The sequence below is a fragment of the Microcystis sp. 0824 genome, from assembly GCF_003112475.1.
Taxonomy (GTDB): domain Bacteria; phylum Cyanobacteriota; class Cyanobacteriia; order Cyanobacteriales; family Microcystaceae; genus Microcystis; species Microcystis aeruginosa_C.
This window is the reverse complement of record NZ_BDSM01000050.1, coordinates 207274-228066: the sequence shown is the minus strand read 5'-3', so window position 1 is coordinate 228066 and position 20793 is coordinate 207274. Positions and strand designations below refer to the sequence as shown.

Here is a 20793-nt window from a genome sequence, read left to right as displayed (position 1 = left end):
CGATAAAGACATTTAACGGCAGCAGGGCGATTTCTAGAACTTGATCGCAAAAATTAGGGGTAAGTGCCAGATTATCGGGGTTATCGATGACTTTTTTACTTTTACAAGCGGTTGGTTGAGATTTGCTGATTGAGCCAGAATTGTAGTAGCTCTACTTTTCACTTTGCAGATATCCCTCAATCAAAATATCGGGATTGAGATAATTAACCGTGACATTTTCTAACTGTAAAGCTTGGCTCATTAACTGGAAACCTAAATCACCCACGGCAGTGGGTGCCTGGATTCCCCCGATGATTTTGGGCGCGATAAAAGCGATAATTTTTTGTACCATGCCCTCAGCGATTGCAGCTGCGCTTAAACCGCCGCCGCACTCCCACAAAACCTGACAAAATCCCCTCTGATAAAGATTTTCCATCACTAAAGTGGGTGTCACCTCGGTGAGTTCGATCACTTCCACGCCTTTTGTTAATAATTGTTGCTTAAGCTTGACATTAGCATCAATTTGTGTATAGACAAGGGTGGGAAATTGACTGGTATCCCAAAGATGGGCGGAGGGGGGTAAATCGAGCGATCGAGTCATGACCACGCGCAGGGGATTATGATCGGAGAGGCCGTGAGTGGTTAGGTGGGGATTATCTTGACGGACAGTGCTACCGCCGACGATAATCGCATCACAAGCCGATCGCAGTCGATGGACTATTTGGCGAGAAGCGGGGCTAGTAATCCAAGCGCTATGACCGCTAGTAGCGGCAATTTTGCCATCGAGAGTCATGGCATATTTGAGGATACCGAAGGGTTTTTTAGCGGTGATGCGATGGATAAAACCCTGATTGAGTTGAAGACATTCGGACTCCTCCACTCCCACCAGCGTCTCGATGCCTGCCGATGCTAATCTTTGAATGCCTTTCCCGGCCACTAGGGGATTAGGATCGATCATCCCTACCACCACTTTTTTAATGCCTGCTTGCACAATTGCCTCGCTACAGGGTGGAGTACGTCCATAGTGGTTACAGGGTTCGAGATTGACGTATAAAGTGGCACCACGGGCTTTTTCTGCTGCCTGTCTCAGGGCGAAAACTTCTGCATGGGGTTGTCCGGCCCCTGGGTGAAAACCTTCGCCGATAATTATACCCTCTTGAACGATCACAGAACCCACCAAAGGATTAGGAGAAGTCCGCCCCAAGGCTTGCCTAGCAAGGGTTAGACATCTTTGCATCATTTTGCGATCGAATTCCGTTGCCCGGGCCATGGTTGATTTCTCCAAAGGAGGGGAGACTTGATCAGTGATCAGTAAACAGTAATCGGTGATCAGTGGGAATTATAAATTATAAATTATGAATTATGAATTGGGAGATGGGGGTGATGGGGTGATGGGGTGTGGGGAGATGGGGAGACCACTTCGTGTGCGTTGCGGGGGGTAGTGGGGCATTTGGCTGAAATTTCCCTAAACCCCTAAACCCCTAAATCCCTAAACCCCTATATCCCCTTTCTAACTGATAACTGATAATTGATAACTTCTATACTATTATTATTTTAAAGTGAAACGTATCAGAGGATACAGAAATCTCAAATCAAAAAAACAAAGATCAAAAAACATTGACTACTCACACATCAAGATAAATCCCTAGGTGTTTGGTCTTCTGAAATGATTGACCTCTGTTCCTAGGATTTAGCGGTTGAACGGACATAATTGCTCGGTAATTATTTTCAAAAGTAATGAATCGACCTACTAACTCAACAAAGTAAACGAATTAACGATGAAACGAATTGCTCGAAAATCTGGGGAACTTGTCGGTTTGTTACCGAAAATTAACCCTGTCTGGTTAGCCTGTGTTCCTTTGTCCGCGATTATTTTCGTGGTTTGGAACACAGCCGTACAGGCCCAGGATGCGAAACCCCTAACCCCCGAAGATGTCCAAAACGCCCTCAATACAATCTGGGTTTTAATTGCCGCCATCCTCGTGATCTTTATGAACGCGGGTTTTGCGATGCTGGAAACGGGATTCTGTCGCCAGAAAAACGCCGTTAACGTTCTGGCTAAAAACCTGATCGTTTTCGCCCTCTCCACCATATCATTTTGGGCGATCGGTTTCTCCCTGATGTTTGGGTCTGTCAGTAACGAATTTTTCGGTACAGGAGGCTGGTTCCTTAGCAGTAGCGATCCCGCCACCTACGTTATGCCTGCCTCCTTGCCCACCTCAGTATTCTTCCTGTTCCAAGTCGCTTTCGCGGGAACGGCGGCAACCATTGTATCCGGGGCCGTGGCAGAACGGATTAAATTCGTCGATTTCCTCGTTTTTAGCTTAATTATCGTCGGTATCATGTACCCGATCACCGGTCACTGGGTTTGGGGTGGCGGTTGGTTAGCCGACCTTGGTTTTAAAGACTTCGCCGGTTCGACGGTAGTTCACTCGGTCGGTGGCTGGTCTGCCTTAACCGGGGCGGCAATTCTCGGCCCGAGAATGGGTAAATACATTAACGGTCGCACCAGTGCCTTACCCGGCCATAACATGAGTATCGCGACCTTGGGTTGTTTAATTCTCTGGATTGGCTGGTTTGGTTTTAACCCCGGTTCTACTTTAGCGGTTAATGAAACTGTACCCTATATCGCTGTCACCACTAACCTCGCCGGGGCCGCCGGTGGCATTGCCGCTACCTTTACCGCTTGGGCGAAAGATGGTAAACCTGACCTTTCGATGATTATTAACGGTATTCTGGCCGGTTTAGTAGCCGTTACTGCCGGTTGTGATGGTGTATCCTATTGGTCGGCGGCAATCATCGGTTTAATTGCCGGTGTAGTCGTGGTTTACTCGGTGGCTTTCTTCGATAACCTGAAAATTGATGACCCCGTGGGTGCGACTTCCGTTCACCTCGTCTGTGGTGTGTTTGGAACTTTAGCCGTCGGTATCTTCAACAAAGATGCCGGTTTAATCACCGGTCAATTCCAACTGTTTATTAACCAAATTATCGGAATTGTGGCAGTAGGGGCATTTACCCTGATTGTTAGTGGTATCGTTTGGACAGCACTAAAAGCGACCCTCGGTATTCGTGTTACTCCCGAAGAAGAAATGGAAGGTTTGGATATAGGCGAACACGGGATGGAAGCCTATAGCGGTTTCGTCAAGGAGTCCGATATCGTTACCGGTGGCCATTATGCTTCCAGTGTTGACATGGAAACGCCTAGCAGTCGTTAGGGTAAACCTTGTAAAGATAGATTAATTTACCCCCGACAAAGTTAAAGAGAAAAGGAAGAAGACCTCGCCCCGATGCGATCGGTGGCTACAATTACCTTCTAAACCTTTTCTCTTTCGGTTTTTTGTCTCTTTCCGGACAGAAAAAATTAATCTTGCTACTAGGCACCAACCGTCAATGAAAAAGATCGTAGGAATAACCATACTTTTGCTGGGACTGGGATTCAATTGCGGAGTTGCCCCGGTTTTTGCGGAAACCGTCGCCGCCGCTCCCTCCAATCCGATTAGTGCTGGAGATACCGCTTGGATGCTGATCTCGTCGGCCTTAGTTTTATTAATGACCCCCGGACTGGCTTTTTTTTATGGGGGTTTAGTACGTTCGCGTAACGTCCTCAACACCATGATGATGAGTTTGGTGGCCATGGGCGTCATCGGTGTAACTTGGGTGCTTTGGGGTTATAGTCTCGCTTTCGATGTCACCCCGGGTAAAAGTGGTTTTGGCGAGGGAATTGAAGCTTTGATCGGGGGACTGGATTGGATTTTTCTTAACGGTGTCACCGCGGCCACACCTGACAATATCGGTTATGCACCCACCGTTCCCCATCAAGTGTTTATGGTCTATCAGATGATGTTCGCCATCATCACCCCGGCTTTAATTTCGGGGGCGATCGTGGAACGGGTTAACTTTAAAGCCTATTTTTGGTTTTTACTGCTTTGGTCCACCTTTATCTATTCTCCCCTAGCTCACTGGGTTTGGGGTAAGGGTTGGTTAGCAGCCACTGGGGCGCTGGATTTCGCCGGTGGAACCGTTGTTCACGTTAGTTCCGGGATTTCCGCACTGGTGGCCGCTTGGGTAATCGGTCCGCGGCGTAGTTTTGGAACTCAAACCTATGCACCCCATAATGTGCCGTTTGTTCTCCTCGGTATCGGTTTACTCTGGTTTGGTTGGTTTGGTTTTAATGGGGGTAGTGCGCTTTCCTCTAGTTCCCTAGCCACCACAGCTTTTGTTAATACCAGTATCGCCGCTTCGGCTGGGGGTTTGACATGGATGCTGATAGAATGGATTTTACGCGGTAAACCGACGGCGATCGGTATTGCTAGTGGATTTTTGGGGGGATTAGTGGGTATTACTCCCGCTGCCGGCTATGTGCTGCCGATTGGGGCGATTCTGATTGGTTCGATCACTGCCCTTAGTTGTTTTTTTGCGGTTAGTCTCCGAGCAAAATTGCGCTTTGATGACTCTTTGGATACCTATCCCGTCCATGGTGTGGGTGGGACAATAGGGGCAATCCTTACGGGGGTTTTTGCGACTAAATCGGTTAATTCCTTCGGTAATGACGGTTTACTATTTGGCAACCCCGGCTTAGTTTGGACGCAATTTGTTGGCGTTGCCGCTACTTATATCTTTGCTGCCGTGGGTACTTTTGTCATCCTGAAAGTTCTCAGTTTATTCATGGATTTGCGGGTTAAACCGAATACGGAAGCAGAAGGTTTGGATGTGCCTCAACACGGAGAGGAAGCCTACGGACAGGAATTCGAGTTTGGTAGCAGCTTTTCCTACCAAGAAAATCCTCCTAGCACAAATCCTCGAGAAAATTATTAGCGATTCAATCGGCTATCAGTCCGGCTAACAGAGGCGAAATTTCGTCTCTGTGGAACTTGGCTGAACAATCAAAAAAAAAGAACGGGTCTGCTTCTAGATGATACTAAATCTGGTTATTAAAAACTGATTATTTATTCCCCCTTTTGCCTCTTGCCTCTTGCCTCTTGCCTTTCCTGATATGTAGCCTATACTCAACGGATTTAGTATGAGATGAGGTTTCAACCCCTCACACATTGCGCCAATACCAGCGAGTAACATCGGTTAAAAACTGTTTGACTCTGGGAGGAGGGGTTATTTTTAATCCTAGCCATTGATAGGGAAGTTCTCCTACTACATGATATTTCTTAGAGATGTTCATATTCGTCGGTAACTCCATTCCCCAGCGTTTAAAACTAGCGGCGCAATTTTCTGTGATTTCACCGCGACTGGTGCTTTCCCCATACACGGCTATATTCTTGTCCACAATTAATTGTCTTTCTCCCACTAACTTTGTAATTCTGAAACTATCCATTTCCTTAGCAACAAATGGTCGATGAGGAAAACTTTCAAAAACTCTTCTCAAAGCTTTTACTTTTATGAATTGATGAGACCAGAGATCCGGGAGAGTATCTGCTTGAGAAAATACCGTTTCTCGTAAAACGACTTGCTTTTTAGGGGTGAGAATCTTGACTCCTTCTTGAATAAATTTGTCGCTTTTAAAGTAACCACCTTTAAGGTGGCGCAGGCAGAGAACTGTTAGGAGATCGGACTCGGTGTTATTGATAACAAAATTGTAGATATCATTAGCTGCCTCTTCTTGAATTCGGATCAGGTAACGATCATCCATGCACCAATAAATCCATTCTTCATCAGGCAAGTCTTTTAAGAGATTTAAAACCGTATCCCTGATCTTGGAACAGTCCATCGGAATTAACTCCACTTTATCGCCATATTTTGCTAAGTTCTCAGGATAATTGTCGTAGGGAACACGAAAAGTAAAAGGATTACTTGGCCACAATTTTTGATAAGTATAAATCATGTGATCAGCAAATTTAATGTACTTATCGCAGGTCAAAACGATCGCTTTCATAAATGATTTTTTGTCCTGAATAGTTTTTTAGTTTTAGCTGTTATCCCCACAGAGGGGCTAATGATAAAATTGCTGCAGATCACTGGACAGCTTTGCTGTCCATTTGTCAAGACTTTTGGTATCCTAGTCTTGAAAAAACAGAGAGCGGCGCTCAAGAAAGCTTTTTATTCTCTCCATCAACTGGCAATTTTAGCGATTCTTACCGACAATAATCAAGAAATTTGTAATCCCGCTAACTCAGCAATTGTGTAGGTGGGTCTGCCTTTAACTTCCTCGTAAATTCTGCCGATATATTCTCCTAGTATTCCGATGCTAATTAGCTGCACAGAACCCAGAAAAAATATAGCGATCATAATCGTGGCAAAACCCGTGATCGGTGAGTCGGGTTGCTGTAAACGCCAATATAATACTAACAGAGCCATAATCAAAGATATCAGGGCAGAAAATAATCCTAGATAGGTGGCAAAACGTAAGGGTATACGAGAAAAAGATACTAGGCTATTAATAGCTAAAGATAATGATTTGCTAAAGGTATATTTTACTTCCCCAGCAAAGCGCGCATCCCGATCAAATTTAACCGCAGTTTGTGGAAAGCCAATCCAAGCGCGTAAACCACGAATATAACGATTTCTTTCTGGGAGAGAATTTAATAGATCTACCACCTGACGATCCATTAAACAAAAGTCTCCTGTATCGGCGGGAATATCCACATCAGCTAGTCTTTTAAGCAAACGATAAAAGAGATATGCCGTCAGTTTTTTAAACCAACTTTCTTGTTTTCTTTTGGTTCTTTGGGCATAAACTACTTGATAACCCTCTTGCCATTTTTCAATCATTTGGGGAATTAATTCGGGCGGATCTTGAAGGTCAGCATCCAAAACAATAATTACTTGTCCTCGGCAAAAATTAAGTCCAGCAGTTACCGCCGCTTGATGACCAAAATTGCGGGCAAAACTGATATAACATACTCGTGAATCAGCTTTGTGCAGTTCTCGCAGCAGTTTTAAGGAACTATCTTTACTACCATCATTTACTAGGATTAATTCTACCGCACCATCTAAATTATTCATGATGGCACTCACCCGGCGATACAGTTCTGCAATAGTTTCTTCCTCGTTATAGATGGGGACAATCAGGGAGTATTTTAGCATTTGCATAATAATATTTGACCAGTAATTGATTGAAAAAAATCGATTTAATCCCAGTTTTTTCCTCCTGTGTTTAATAATTATCTTAGGTTCAATATTCTGACAGGAGTATAATTTTGTCAAAGTGAAACCCCGATTAGCCAACGATTTACCTCCTTTCTTCCGGCTCCTACATCGGATAATTCTGCTATCAATAAGCTGTTCAGCATCTAAATAGCTTACCCTGGAAATGGTAACTTAGTCAAATATCAATAGCCACGCCAGATCCTAATCACTTAAATTCTAAAGAAAAATTACAAAAAGTGCTACAAAAATAATACAATAGCTATACTAAAGAAAAAGTTTTGATATTTTTGTTGTTAAATGATGGAAAACTCACGGCTAAATCTCCCAACTAATTGGGCGTTTAATGCGAACAGTATCTTATTAGTCTCTTCATGAAAATACGGGCATTTAGATAGTTTAAAACACAATAAAATGGCGGGTAATTATCGAAAAATGACGGACGAGTATATCAAAATATTGTTAGAGACAATTGATAAATATCCTCATAAAATCTGTTTTTTTCGTTGGACAGGAACAAGATTAGCCACCTATCTGAAAGAACAGAAACGAATCGAGTTAAGTAGTTATCAAGTCACGAACATTTAAAAAAAGAAATAGGTTTATATCGGGGCAAAATCCAGCTTAGAAGAGCGACAAGACCCAGAAAAAAGAAAATAATTTCAACAGAAACTAGCGGAATATTTAAAAATAGCAAAATCTCACTAGAGGCTCACAGCGATCGCCAGATGCCAGAATTGAGGGATAGCTTTCCCCGATCTGCAAGCCGGAGGGGACAAAACCGGTTTATGCTAGAAAGGGTTACTCTTAACGTAACTTTACAAAGTCATCGATCGCCCACATTTATGGATTGCATCATCAATCGTCGAGCGCGGTTTTCAGCCAGCCATCGCTATTATCTACCAGAATGGGACGAAGCCGAAAATCAAAGACTTTTTGGTCTTGGTAGCCGTTTTCCCGGTCATGGTCACAATTACGAATTATACGTCTCCCTATACAAAGAACTCAATCTTTATGGCATGGTGGAGAATCTCTCCACCGTGAAACAGGTAATTAAACGAGAGATAACCAGTCAATTAGACTACTCCTATCTCAATCAAGTCTGGCCGGAATTTCAGCAAACCCTACCCACCACAGAAAATATCGCTAGAGTTATCTGGCAAAGATTAGCACCCTATTTACCATTGGTCAAAATTCAACTATTTGAACACCCCGAATTGTGGGCAGAATATCAAGGAAAAGATATGGAAGCAACTTTAACTATCAAAACCCATTTTAGTGCCGCTCATCGTTTGGCTTTACCGCAATTAACCCTCGAACAAAACTCGGAAATCTACGGCAAATGCGCCAGGGTAAACGGTCATGGCCATAATTATCACCTAGAAGTATCCGTGGCGGGAGAAATTGATCCCCGCACCGGTATGATTGTGGATCTAGGGGATTTACAAAAAGCGGTCGATGAATTGGTAGTGGAACCCTTCGATCATGCTTTTTTAAATAAGGATATTCCCTACTTTGCCGAAGTGGTTCCCACCGCGGAAAATATTGCCTTATATATCGCTCAACTATTGGAGGAACGGATCCGCCAATTAGGAGCCGAATTAGATAAAGTTAAACTGATTGAAAGTCCCAATAATTCTGCGGAAATCCACTGTCGTGGTTCGGTTCAAGCTCCCCGACAACTTCTAGAAAAAACCCTGACAGCCGTTTAATTGCCTGTTGGTGAAGGTGATTAGGGTGAGCCATGCTCACCCTGATGGATTTAATTAAACCCTAGTTAAACACTTCTCGCCATCCTCGCTTTCCTTTGCTTTGACGTAAGGGAGAGGCTAAATCGACAATTTTCTCAAGCAGTTTCGGGGCCAATTTTTGACACCAAAGAGCTAGATGACTTTGCCAACCGACGACAATTTCCGTTTTTTCCCTATTTAACCCAGTAATTAGAGTTTGGGCGACTTCTTCGGCGCTCATCGGTTTTAACCATCGAAATAACTGCAATTCTCGCACCATATCCGTATCGGTTAAAGAGGGTAAGAGGGTGACAACTTTGATGTTATGTTCCCGTAATTCCGACCTGAGAGCTTGACTAAAACCCAAAATGGCAAATTTGGTGGCCGAGTAGGTAGCGAAGCTAGGAGCGGCAATTTTACCCATCATGCTGGAAACATTGACAATCGTTCCCTGTCCCCGAATTGCCATCCGGCGGGCAATTAAGCGAGTAACTGTGTACATGGCCATCAGATTTAAAGATATTTCTGCTTGCACTTGCGAGAATTGCGAGCGTAGAAAGGGGGTTTGATGGGCAATACCGGCACAGTTAACGAGGATATCGATGCCACGGCATTCTTGCCAAACGCGGATAATTGAAGGACTAACAAGGTCATTTTCGGTTAAATCTAGGGCTAAAGGTGTGGCAATGACCCCTAGGGACTCAATTTCTTTCGCTAGTTTTTCTAATCGCTCTTGATCTCTGGCAACAATCACAATTCTGCTTAAACCTTGTCGGGCTAATTCTAAGGCGATCGCTCGTCCAATGCCCCGGGATGCCCCCGTGACTAGGGCTGTTTTTCCCTGTAATTTCATGATCAAACTCCTGTTTTAAGCAACAGTACAGAAATTTATTGGTTTTGCTTCTAAAATCTTTGATTTGTGCATCCATGCCCTACATAAGTAGCGAAGCAATCGAGGGATAGATGGATAGGTTAGGGTGCATGGGATTTTTCCTCCTTCAAAGCGCACTCTTGAACCCACGGTAACAGTTGTCTTTACAAACAGCAATCTTTTTTTACACTTTTCCGCAAAATCACTCGATCGGATGAACGCTCAGGGTGATCCTCAATCCTATGGAAGGGGAGCAGGGAGAGGGGAGAGGTAGGGTTGATTCATGAATCAACCCTACTATGAATCAACCCTACTATGAATCAACCCTAGGGGAGAGGGGAGAGGGGGGCAGCAGGAAAAAAATTGTGGAGCCACCCTATTGTTGATCTCAATTTAGCTGTTCAATGTCGGTAATAATCGAAAGTTTAAATAAATGTTCTTGATCTTGGCTGGGAATACCAATCCCTCGATCGATAATTCTAAAGACTACCTGCTCGGATTCGACAATAATCTTAAATTCTATGAGGTTGCCTTGGGGTCAATATTTGAGACCATTTCTTAGTAAATTTATCAAGATATGTTTAATTAAATTAATATCCCAAAGTCCTCAAGAATTAAGAGTTAATGTTACAAGGGACAGATAATTCTTAATAAAAATATACAGTAGTTAAGGGGTTTCAGACCCAAAAATTTCCAGGAACGCACGCTAGAAAAGTAGGCGATATCGCACTCTAATTATACAATTGATAAGAAAGAACAAATTCAAGAGATAAATTAGTAAACTTGATCGTGTTTGCCAATATCAACTATAACAATTAAAGTTTTTCCTGAATCAGTATCTTGACGAAAAGTAAAAATAATACGACAATCGTAACTAACAGAACATAACCAATAACCTTCTAATCTACCTGTCAGCTTATGAGATTTTAAAGAAGGGGTGAAGGGATTATCTTCTAACAAATGTAGAACCTCTGATACCTTGCTTTGTAGTTGAGGATTTTTGCTTTCATTCTTCTTCATCCTCTAACAAATAAGCCATTATCTCTTCAGCACTGCCTTTTTTTGCTGTTCCCATTGCTAAAGACTTTAAGGTTTCTTCGCCATTTTTAGCCATCTCCTCCCGGCGTTTCTCAATGCGTCTTTTACGAATTAGCTCAAACAAATAATCTTGGTCTTCAATGGATAGACTCTCTACCGATTCGATCAGATCTTGAAAAAATGCGATACTCATTAAAGTCTACTCCTGTTAGTTAACTTTTTTTCCCGATATGTTATCACAATATAGTCAAGCAGGGTGCGTTAGACAATCCCTTGTTTTTAGGGAAAAAATCAAGAGCTAAATATTGCCGTAACGCACCACAAAGAAAAGTTTTTGGTGCGTTACGCTACGCTAACACACCCTACTTTTATAAGCCGCTATGACGGAGGAGAGGCTTGGTACTAGGTTCGCGACCGCGGAAAGCTTTAAAAACATTCATAGGATGAGAACTTCCCCCCATAGCTAAGACAGTATCGCGAAAACGGCGACCGATCGCTTTCACTGCTTCTTCGTTATCTAATCCCACTTCCTCGAAGGCGGCAAAAGCATCGGCACTGAGGACTTCTGCCCATTTATAACTATAGTAACCCGCCGCATAACCGCCGGCGAAAATATGCCCAAAAGAACACAAGAAAGCATCTTCCGGTAGGGGAGGAATGATCGTCGTCGTTGCCGCTAAACGCTGTCTGACTTGTTTAGGAGTTTCGCTGCCATTGGGTTGATAACGATGGTGTAATTCCAAATCTACTAAAGACAAATGTAGCTGACGCAGCATGGCCGAACCGCTCATATAATTCTTAGCTAGAAGCAGTTTTTGGTAGTAATGTTCGGGGAGAGTTTCACCGGTTTCGTAGTGTTTGGCCATACTCATTAAAGTAGGGCGATCATAACACCAATTTTCCATAAATTGACTGGGCAATTCCACCGCGTCCCACTCAACGTTATTAATACCCGCTGCGCCAGAATAATCCACAGTGGTTAACATATGCTGTAAACCGTGGCCAAATTCGTGAAATAGGGTAGTTACCTCATCAAAGGTCATTAAACTGGGGTTTCCGTCCACTGGAGGCGTTTGATTACAGATTAAATAAGCCACAGGTAAACGCACCTCGGCACCGGTTTTGGCGCGACCGATACAGACATCCATCCAAGCGCCGCCGCGTTTTTCGGCGGGACGACTGTAGGCATCGAGGTAGAAATAGGCGATTTTTTCGCCCTTTTCGTCATTAATCTGGAAATAACGCACATCGGGATGCCAGATAGGTGCTTTACCGTCGGCAGCGATAATTTCCACCCCAAAAATCCGTTTAGCGAGGCTAAATATGCCTTCTAAAACCCGTGGTAGGGGGAAATAGGGGCGTAATTCCTCGGCACTAAAGTTAAACTTGGCCTGACGCTGTTTTTCTGACCAATAGGCTATATCCCAATGCTTGAGATCGTCGGTTCCCGCAAAAGTTTTTAAGGCCTCTAAATCCTGTTTTGCCGCTTCATAGCTTACTTGGCGCAAATTGTCAAGCAATTTCTCGATTTCATCCACAGAATTGGCCATTTTCCGGGCAAGACTGACTTCGGCGTAGGTACTATAACCTAAAAGATGGGCCTGTTCCTGACGCAGTTGCAAAATGCGATCAATTAAGGGATTATTATCCAATTCTCCCAGATCAGCCCGACTAACGTAGGCCTTATATAGTTTTTCGCGCAATTCCCGATTATCGCTGTACTTCATAAAGGGGAAATAACTGGGAAAATCGAGGGTAATCACCCAGGGGCCAGTTTCGTTGCTGGCGTTAGTTTCCCCTTGGCCCCGGGCGGTTTGGGCGGCTAAACTAAGGAGACTAGGGGGTAAACCGGCGATATCTTCTGGGGTTGTTAGTTTCAGTTGAAAAGCTTTGGTGGCATCGAGGATGTTATTAGAAAATTTCGTGGTGATTTCGGCTAATTCCAGTTGAATCGCGTTAAATCTGTCTTTTTTCTCCCCTACCAATCCCACCCCAGCCAATTGAGCATCCCGCAGGGAAGCTTCGACAATGCGCTGTTGTGCCTCGTCTAATTGCCCCCAGCTTTCTCCTTGGCGCAGGGACGAGAATGCCTCATAAATGGGTTTACTTTGGCTTAAACGGCTAATAAACTCGACTACCTGTGGTTGTACGGTTTCGTAAGCTTGACGCAATTCCGGGCTATTTTTTACCCCCATCAGATGACCGATAATCCCCCAACTCCAGCTTAAACGTTCTTCGATCCGGGTGAGGGGTTCGACCAATTTTTCCCAGGTGGGGATAATCTGCGCTTCTAAATCGGTTAATTCTCCGGCCAGTTCCTGCAAAAGTTGCGTTATGCCAGGGACAATCAGGCCGGGTTGGATTTGGTCAAAAGCCGGTAATCCTTGACCGGCAAGCAGCGGGTTACTGGTGTTCGTCATAATTTTTGGTCTGGAAGGGTGGGTAATCTGTATCTTTTACTACCCTAACCCAAATCCCCGACCATCTATCCGGGCGATCGATTGCCGGAGCTTTTTCTGTGGGGTGTGGGGTGTGGGGTATGGGATGTAGGGTGTGGGGTGTACCCCACACCCTGTCCCTAGGAAAAACTTCTTCAGCAAACCCTAGTTAAGGCCTGCTCGATTCTCTGACTATCGAGGGAGCGGCCGATAAAGACCAAGCGAGTTTGCCGCATTTCCGTGGATTGCCAGGGTCGGTCGAAGAAAGAATCAAAGCGATCGCCGACTCCCTGTAACACCATACGCATCGGTTTATGGGCCACGTTAACAAATCCCTTGACCCGATAGATTTCTTCCAAGGCCACCAATTCTTTAATCCTTTGGGTCAAAATTCGGGCATCTACGGGAGAATCGAGGCAAAACTGCACAGAATTGATATCCTCATCGTGATCGTGTTCTTCCTCGTGATCATGATGACTAGGACGACTAGCTAAATCATCCTCGACGGCGGCATTAAATCCCAATAGCACATCGGGGCTAATTTGTCCATCGGCACAAGTAACTATTTTTACCGTTGATCGCAGTTGCGTTTTCAGCCAATTAATAATTTTTTCTAATTCAATTTCGCTGATGAGATCGGTTTTAGTTAAGAGTACCAGGTCAGCGCAGGCTAACTGATCCTCAAATAACTCCTCAATGGGCGTTTCGTGTTCTAAATTGGGGTCTGCTTGCCTTTGTGCCGTTAAAGCGTCTAAATCCGCCACCAGACGACCCCTAGCGATAGCAAAACCATCCACCACCGTGATTACTCCGTCCACCGTGGCACCGTTGCGGATTTCTGGCCAGCGAAAAGCTTGAACCAGAGGTTTAGGTAAAGCTAATCCGGAAGTTTCGATCAGCATACAATCCAACTGTTGCCGTCGCTCCAGCAATTTCTGCATGGTGGGGAGAAATTCTTCCTGTACTGTACAGCACAGACAACCGTTGGTCAGTTCCACAATATTATCGTTGGGGTTGTCATCGCAGGTCTGACAACTTTTCAACAAATCACCATCAATTCCCACTTCTCCGAATTCATTGACCATAACGGCCACCCGTCGGCCTTGATTATTTTGCAGTAGATGACGGATGAGGGTAGTTTTTCCCGCACCCAGAAAACCCGTGATCACAGTAACTGGAATTTTGTGCATAGATAGGGCGATCGATCATGTTTCTAGATCAATGTATCAGAATCTCGGTCTAGGGTTGAGGGTTTCATCGCTAATTCTTTAGGATTGCCCCACCAATTGCCGGACTGTCACAAACTAGCTGAAATTTTCCTAGTTAGTCGTTATTCTGGTAAAAGTTTCAGCCGGCTAGAATAATCGCTGAAAAACTTTTGTGGGAGTGGATCATGTTACAACGTCTTTTTTTAGCCTTTACCCTCGCTTTTCCCCTTTATTTAAGCATTGCTATTCAACAAACTTCTCCTCTAGCTGATAGAGTAAATCGCCCTTCTTCTCGCGGGATCAATAAAATTGAGCAGACGGTAAAAACTATCCAAAAGCAATTAAAACAAGAGCATTCGGTTCAGTTAGATTAATAAATTTTGTCAAAAAGAGGAGAGGTAAAACGGGTGCATCTCATTTTTGTAAATCTACTAATTTGGGATTTTTAAGGGGAAACTTTCTCCTAAAATTGGGCGTTACTTTCGGTTTTATCACTCAACCCTAGGGTTGAGTGATAGTAGGGTTGATTCATGAATCAACCCTACCCAAACCCCCCGTTGGAGCCCAAACCCCGGAGCGCATTAGTTTTTCGGTGGGATGCTTACACGCGATTGTTCATATTTTTGTACTAATTTAAGAGTCACTGATAATTGCTAATTGTCGGTATTTCTGCAAATGTGGGATGCACTCGCTAAAACTCCTTTCTTTCACTTTTGACTTGACAAATTACTTGCCATTTGCTGGGGAGGCCGGTATTCAGGAACTAAATCTTGTAGGGACTTAACTAGGCCTTGACGGTCATTGAGTTGAATATAATTAAGCAGTTGTTCTAATTTGATTGGCAATTTGTCCCAAGCAAGAAAGTGTTCATTAGCGCAAAAAATCTTTGGGTGAGCGGTGGGACGAGCTTTATCGGTATCGATTAATAATTCTTCGTAGAGTTTTTCCCCCGGTCTTAATCCCGTGATTTCAATATCGATATCTTGCCCTAATTCCAAGCCACTTAAACGAATCATCTGTAGGGCCAAATCGTAAATTCTTACCGGTTCACCCATATCTAACAGGAATACCTCACCCCCTCGGGCCATGGCTCCTGCTTGTATAACCAAACGCACCGCCTCCGGAATAGACATAAAATAGCGAATAATATCGCGATGGGTGAGGGTAATATTCTTACGTTGGGCGATTTGTTCCCGGAAACGCGGCACCACGGAACCGCTACTATCGAGAACATTGCCAAAGCGGACGATAGCGCAACAGGTGGAAGTGTCGGGTAAAGCTGCCAAAGCTTGTATAACTAACTCAGCACAGCGTTTACTGGCCCCCATAATGTTAGTCGGTCTGACGGCCTTATCGGTGGAAATAAGAACTAAATTACTAACTGAATTCTCGATCGCGGTCTGAGCGACATTTAAGGTCCCCCAAACATTAGTGTAAACCCCCTGACTAGCATTGGCTTCCACAAGGGGAACGTGCTTATAGGCGGCCGTGTGATAAATTGTCTGGATCTGGTGTTGTTGGATGACCCGGTCTAGATGATTGCGGTCGAGAACATTGCCTAGATAGGCATACTTGCGTAAATCCCTATAATTTTCACTTAAATCGAGATCGATTTTGTAGAGGGAAAACTCGTTTAATTCGTAGATTACCAAGCATTTTGGCTTGAGGAAGGCGATTTGTCGGCATAATTCCGAACCGATGGAACCGCCACCCCCGGTGACTAACACCGCTTTACCAGTGACATTTTTTCCCAAAAGTTCGGGATGGGGTAGAATTTCTTCCCGTCCTAATAATTCCGAGACATCGACACTGCGAATCTGATTGATGGTCGCTTCTCCCGATAAAATTTTTGAGAGGGGAGGGACGGTTTTAATGACGATGGGTAAAGTTTCTAGACTTTCGATGATTTGCCGCTTTCTGGCCTTGTCTAGGTTCGGAATAGCGAGAACAACCCAGTCAAAAGCCTGTTTTTGGTGCAGTAGTGCTAATTGAGAGGGGGAGTAAACCCTAATGCCTTGGATAACTCGCTGCTGCAAATTGGGATTATCATCAACAAAGGCCAATAAACGATAGTGGGGGTCATTTTGTAGGGAACGTGCTAATTGACAACCCACAATCCCCGCACCATAGATAACAATTGTCGGTTCCCTATCCACACTACTGACGTAAATATTCAGACGGTGAAAGACAGAACGAATCAACAATCTCACCCCGATAACCAATACTAGGGTTAACAATGCGTCGATAATCAGGACTGAACGCGGCAAAAAGGCATCCCCTTGAAAGTAGGCAATACTGATTAAAACCCCTGAACTATAGAGGACTGCTTGCAGCACGGAGGAAAGAAACTCTAAGCCTGTATAACGTACTACGGGACTGTAAATACCTTTGAGAGAGAAAACTAGAGTTTTAATGGCAATTAATCCCAATATTTGCCCTAAAAAAGCTCTAATTTCCTGATATTCGAGGCTCAGATTCAACCTGAGAGAGAAGGCTAGATAGATGGTTAGACAAAAAACAAGGAAATCGGTGATCATTAGAAGAGATCGCTTCGATGACCTAGATAGGGAATTAGCTAATTTAAGGATATTGTTCGCCAGTTTTCTATACATCATCCAATTGATTAATTAATCTTAAGGTAAATACTTGGCCCCTCTCGACTTTGTGTGATAATCAGTGCTTATTATTTTTATTAGTCTTGCTAGGCAAGGCTTTGAAGAATATATTTCTGGAAAATTACCCCTATTCTTCTCCCTTCCACACAGAAACAAGAAGAGCCAATATTTTTTATAACAGTAGCGCTGCCTGTCTTTCCGCAAGATGATATCACCCAAACCCAATTATGTCAAGTTGCCAGATTTGTCCAGAATTTTTTCCTTTTACCAACTTTTCATCTCTCCCCAAAAATTTTCTGCTCCCGCAAACTAGCCGATAAATCACCGCTAGTCAAGGTTACAATCAAGAATTGACACAAAAATTTATCAACTAAAGTTATGAGTAATCAGTACGATGCGATCGTGATTGGGTCGGGAATCGGGGGATTAGTGACAGCGACGCAATTAGTGGCAAAAGGAGCAAAAGTCTTAGTTTTAGAGAGTTATCTGATTCCGGGGGGCAGCGCGGGTTATTTTGAACGAGAGGGTTATCGTTTTGATGTGGGTGCTTCGATGATTTTTGGTTTTGGCAAAAAGGGGACGACTAACCTCCTAACCAAGGCTTTAGCAGCGGTGGATATGAGTATCGAAACCATTGCCGATCCCGTCCAGATCCACTATCATCTCCCGGACGGATTAGACCTAAAAGTTCATCGTGACTACGAACAATTTTTACAGGAATTAATTAGCCATTTTCCCGCAGAAAAAGCCGGTATCCGGCGCTTTTACGATGAATGCTGGCAGGTGTTTAATTGCCTCAATAGTATGGATTTACTATCATTGGAAGAACCCCGCTATCTGACTAGGGTTTTTTTCCAGCATCCTTTATCCTGTTTGGGATTGGTCAAGTATTTACCCCAAAATGCGGGAGATGTGGCCAGAAAATATATTAAAGACCCGAAATTATTGAAATTTATCGATATGGAATGTTATTGTTGGTCGGTAGTACCCGCCGATCGCACTCCGATGATTAATGCGGGAATGGTCTTTAGCGATCGCCATTACGGGGGAATTAACTATCCCCGGGGAGGAGTGGGACAGATTGCTCTCAAGTTAGTCGCGGGATTGGAAAAAGCTGGTGGTGAAATCCAGTATCAAGCGAGAGTGAATAAGATTATTTTAGATGCAGGACGGGCGATCGGGGTAAAATTGACCAATGGTAAGGAATATTACGCGAAAAAGATTGTTTCTAATGCCACCCGTTGGGATACCTTCGAGAAACTACTCCCCCCGGAATCTCTCCCGGGTAGCGAAAAAAAATGGCAAAAACGCTATCAAAAATCCCCCAGTTTCCTGAGTTTGCATCTGGGAGTTAAGGCCGATGTATTGCCATCAGGAAGCGAATGTCACCATATTTTACTAGAAGATTGGGAAAATATGGAAGCAGAACAGGGAACTATCTTTGTTTCTATTCCTACCTTACTCGATCCCTCCCTAGCACCCCCGGACCATCATATCATTCATACTTTCACCCCTAGCTGGATTGATCAATGGCAAAAACTGCCCCCCCAAGAATATCAACAGAAAAAAGAGGCCGCTGCTCATCGTCTCATCGAGCGCCTGAAAAAACTCTTTCCCAAACTAGATACAGGATTAGATTATATCGAAATTGGCACGGCTCGCACCCATCGCCGCTTTTTGAATAGAATCGATGGCAGTTACGGGCCGATACCGCGAAGAAAACTGTTAGGTTTATTAGGAATGCCCTTTAATCGCACAGCTATTCCTAATCTTTATTGTGTGGGAGATAGTACCTTCCCCGGTCAAGGATTAAACGCGGTGGCCTTTTCTGGTTTTGCTTGCAGTCATCGTCTAGCGGTAGATCTGGGTTTACCTCGTCCCAGAGATTAAAAGCTGAAAATCAGGCTTTTTACCAGCGAATTCGCAAACGGTTCGGGAATAATTGACAGCGTTTCTCAGATAGATGAGCTGCATTTTGGCGACTGGAATTTTTACTTCGGCAAGGTTTAATTTATACTTCACCTTGAAGAGAAATGCTGTAAATCGGTTTTGCTGATAACTGATAACTGATAACTGATAACTGATGCTTACTCCCTTTGATTCCCCGAAATCTCTACATTGGCAGCAAAGCTTGCGATCACCGATTGTTCGTCAATTGGAGATATTTAGCTTTACAATGCAGTTTTTGACTTTTTTGCTCTGGGATCGTTTAACAGGGGCTAATAGGGGCAAAAAACGGCAAAGGAGAGCGAAATGGTTAGTTGATCGCCTCATGAATTTGGGGCCAACTTTTATTAAAATTGGACAATCTTTATCGACGCGAGCAGATTTAATTCCGCTCGAATATATCGAACAATTAAGCAAATTACAGGATCGAGTTCCTGAATTTAATAGTAAAGAAGCGATCCGAGTTATTGAAACAGAATTAGGACAAACCCTAGATAATTTATTTGCAAGTTTTACCGTATCTCCCCTCGCTTGTGCCAGTTTAGGACAAGTGCATCGAGCGCGGTTATTAAGTGGGGAAGAAGTCGTTATTAAGGTACAAAGACCGAATCTAGAAGGACTATTTAATCTCGATTTTGAAGTGTTGCATCGTCTCACCCGTTGGTTAAATATTTTCTCCGTGGTGAAAAAATATAATTTAGAAGCTATCTATCAAGAATTCTTTGAACTACTCTTTCAAGAAATCGATTATATTCATGAGGGCAAAAATGCTGATCGCTTTCGGGAAAATTTTAAGAATTATCCCCAGGTAAAAGTCCCTTTAGTTTACTGGCAATATACCACCCGCAAGGTATTAACTTTGGAGTATGTGCCGGGGATTAAAGTAGATGATCGAGAGACTTTACTAGCTAATGGTATCAACGTAGATGGGATTATTCAACTGGGGATCTGTTCCTATCTCAAACAACTATTACAGGATGGTTTTTTCCAATCGGATCCCCATCCGGGTAATATGGCAGTTAGTCAGGAAGGGGAGTTAATTTTCTACGATTTCGGCACGATGTTCGAGGTAAAATCCGTCGCTAAAGATCAAATGATCGAAACCTTTTTCGCTGTCTTGAGAAAGGATACGGAAACAGTCTTAAAAACTCTGGTGTATATGGGGTTAATTGAACCCGTTAGAGATCTGCAACCCGTGCGAAATATCTTGCAGTTTCTTTTGGATGAATTTCGTGATAAACCGGTAGATGTGAGGGCATTTGAACAAATTAGCGATCAAGTGTATTTAATGTTTAAACAGCAACCCTTTCGCTTACCTCCCCAAATGACTTTTATTATTAAATCTGTCACCACTTTGGATGGGATTGCTCGCTCTTTAGATCCCCAGTATAATTTATTAGCAGCTAGTCAACCTTTTGTGAAAAGTCTAGCAGTATCTGGAGGAACTACCAACACTATGCTTACCCTAGCTAATCAAGCGCGTACTTTTCTTAAACAACAATGGCAAAAAGGTAATAAAAACGAGAGAATGATCCGTCAATTAGAGGAAAAGATCGAGCGAGGAAATTTAGTTTTTCAAGTTAAGTCACGCGAAAATGAACGAATTCTGAAAAAAATTTATCTGGCAATTAAAATATTAATTAATGTTTGTCTATTGGGATTTAGTATTATCTCAGCCATATTTTTATTAAACACTAACTATAGTAAACTAGCTATTATTCCCTTCAGTCTAGCGGGGTTATTTGGTTTATTTGTTCTGCGTTCTTCCCTAGCTTTATTGATTCAGGAAAGATTAGATAAAATCTTAGAAAAGTAAATAATTATTATCTTGATTAAGTAAGTGGTTATAATTAAATATCTAATTGCCGGTGT

At 43.4% G+C, this 20793-nt stretch carries 17 protein-coding genes and 1 pseudogene; 8 read left to right on the top strand and 10 right to left on the bottom strand.

The window, feature by feature from the left end; all coding sequences use genetic code 11:
* Window positions 1–151: 151 nt before the first annotated feature.
* The gene (gene ribD, locus N0824_RS17310) at window positions 152–1249 is read right to left on the bottom strand and encodes a bifunctional diaminohydroxyphosphoribosylaminopyrimidine deaminase/5-amino-6-(5-phosphoribosylamino)uracil reductase RibD (RefSeq protein WP_108937649.1); all 1098 of its coding nucleotides are present in this window, start codon (window positions 1247–1249) and stop codon (window positions 152–154) included.
* Window positions 1250–1757: 508 nt separating this feature from the next.
* On the opposite strand from ribD, the gene N0824_RS17305 reads away from it, so the two are divergent.
* Window positions 1758–3194 carry an ammonium transporter gene (locus N0824_RS17305; RefSeq protein WP_108937648.1) on the top strand — a complete coding sequence of 479 codons (1437 nt, stop codon included), beginning with the start codon at window positions 1758–1760 and terminating at the stop codon, window positions 3192–3194.
* A 175-nt stretch (window positions 3195–3369) separates the two neighbouring features.
* Window positions 3370–4794, top strand: a complete 1425-nt coding sequence (locus N0824_RS17300) for an ammonium transporter (RefSeq protein ID WP_108937647.1) — start codon at window positions 3370–3372, stop codon at window positions 4792–4794.
* A gap of 226 nt (window positions 4795–5020) precedes the next feature.
* Here N0824_RS17300 and N0824_RS17295 read toward each other — a convergent pair whose 3' ends face one another.
* Window positions 5021–5863, bottom strand: a complete 843-nt coding sequence (locus N0824_RS17295) for a hypothetical protein (RefSeq protein ID WP_002777478.1) — start codon at window positions 5861–5863, stop codon at window positions 5021–5023.
* A gap of 60 nt (window positions 5864–5923) precedes the next feature.
* Between N0824_RS17295 and N0824_RS20605 the strand changes: the two genes are divergently transcribed.
* The gene (locus tag N0824_RS20605) at window positions 5924–6115 is read left to right on the top strand and encodes a hypothetical protein (RefSeq protein WP_146184296.1); all 192 of its coding nucleotides are present in this window, start codon (window positions 5924–5926) and stop codon (window positions 6113–6115) included.
* On the opposite strand, the gene N0824_RS17290 is transcribed toward N0824_RS20605, so the two are convergent.
* Window positions 6076–7014, bottom strand: coding sequence for a glycosyltransferase family 2 protein (locus N0824_RS17290; RefSeq protein ID WP_108937660.1), 939 nt, complete (start codon window positions 7012–7014; stop codon window positions 6076–6078). The two genes, N0824_RS20605 and N0824_RS17290, sit on opposite strands and share 40 nt — an antisense overlap.
* A gap of 474 nt (window positions 7015–7488) precedes the next feature.
* Here N0824_RS17290 and N0824_RS20790 point away from each other — a divergent pair, with 474 nt between their 5' ends.
* Together N0824_RS20790 and N0824_RS17285 are read left to right on the top strand one after the other, a co-directional pair.
* Window positions 7489–7662 (top strand): helix-turn-helix domain-containing protein, encoded by a 174-nt coding sequence (locus tag N0824_RS20790; protein WP_158269565.1) that lies wholly within the window; start codon window positions 7489–7491, stop codon window positions 7660–7662.
* Between the two features lie 257 nt (window positions 7663–7919).
* Window positions 7920–8786: a 6-carboxytetrahydropterin synthase gene (locus N0824_RS17285; RefSeq protein WP_108937659.1), complete on the top strand. Its 867-nt coding sequence runs from the start codon at window positions 7920–7922 to the stop codon at window positions 8784–8786.
* Window positions 8787–8847: 61 nt separating this feature from the next.
* Here N0824_RS17285 and N0824_RS17280 read toward each other — a convergent pair whose 3' ends face one another.
* The 6 genes and pseudogenes from N0824_RS17280 to cobW form a co-directional block, all read right to left on the bottom strand.
* Window positions 8848–9657 carry an SDR family oxidoreductase gene (locus tag N0824_RS17280; protein ID WP_004163364.1) on the bottom strand — a complete coding sequence of 270 codons (810 nt, stop codon included), beginning with the start codon at window positions 9655–9657 and terminating at the stop codon, window positions 8848–8850.
* Between the two features lie 442 nt (window positions 9658–10099).
* Window positions 10100–10282: pseudogene (locus N0824_RS21795) on the bottom strand (ATP-binding protein); the annotation flags it as partial.
* Window positions 10283–10449: 167 nt separating this feature from the next.
* Window positions 10450–10695 carry a type II toxin-antitoxin system mRNA interferase toxin, RelE/StbE family gene (locus tag N0824_RS17270; RefSeq protein WP_108937646.1) on the bottom strand — a complete coding sequence of 82 codons (246 nt, stop codon included), beginning with the start codon at window positions 10693–10695 and terminating at the stop codon, window positions 10450–10452.
* Window positions 10682–10906 (bottom strand): hypothetical protein, encoded by a 225-nt coding sequence (locus N0824_RS17265; protein WP_002744271.1) that lies wholly within the window; start codon window positions 10904–10906, stop codon window positions 10682–10684. Before N0824_RS17265 ends, N0824_RS17270 begins: the two co-directional genes overlap by 14 nt.
* A gap of 175 nt (window positions 10907–11081) precedes the next feature.
* A complete protein-coding gene (locus N0824_RS17260) occupies window positions 11082–13133 on the bottom strand; it encodes a M3 family metallopeptidase (RefSeq protein ID WP_108937645.1) in 2052 nt (683 codons plus the stop codon).
* 173 nt (window positions 13134–13306) lie between these two features.
* The gene (gene cobW / locus N0824_RS17255; protein ID WP_108937644.1) at window positions 13307–14341 is read right to left on the bottom strand and encodes a cobalamin biosynthesis protein CobW; all 1035 of its coding nucleotides are present in this window, start codon (window positions 14339–14341) and stop codon (window positions 13307–13309) included.
* Between the two features lie 203 nt (window positions 14342–14544).
* Between cobW and N0824_RS17250 the strand changes: the two genes are divergently transcribed.
* The gene (locus tag N0824_RS17250) at window positions 14545–14733 is read left to right on the top strand and encodes a hypothetical protein (protein ID WP_002784873.1); all 189 of its coding nucleotides are present in this window, start codon (window positions 14545–14547) and stop codon (window positions 14731–14733) included.
* A gap of 333 nt (window positions 14734–15066) precedes the next feature.
* Here the strand turns inward: N0824_RS17250 and N0824_RS17245 are convergent, their stop codons facing one another.
* Window positions 15067–16971 (bottom strand): nucleoside-diphosphate sugar epimerase/dehydratase, encoded by a 1905-nt coding sequence (locus N0824_RS17245; RefSeq protein ID WP_108937643.1) that lies wholly within the window; start codon window positions 16969–16971, stop codon window positions 15067–15069.
* Window positions 16972–17352: 381 nt separating this feature from the next.
* On the opposite strand from N0824_RS17245, the gene crtH reads away from it, so the two are divergent.
* A complete protein-coding gene (crtH, locus tag N0824_RS17235) occupies window positions 17353–18864 on the top strand; it encodes a carotenoid isomerase (protein ID WP_108937642.1) in 1512 nt (503 codons plus the stop codon).
* Between the two features lie 193 nt (window positions 18865–19057).
* Window positions 19058–20737: an AarF/ABC1/UbiB kinase family protein gene (locus N0824_RS17230; RefSeq protein WP_108937641.1), complete on the top strand. Its 1680-nt coding sequence runs from the start codon at window positions 19058–19060 to the stop codon at window positions 20735–20737.
* Window positions 20738–20793: the final 56 nt, after the last annotated feature.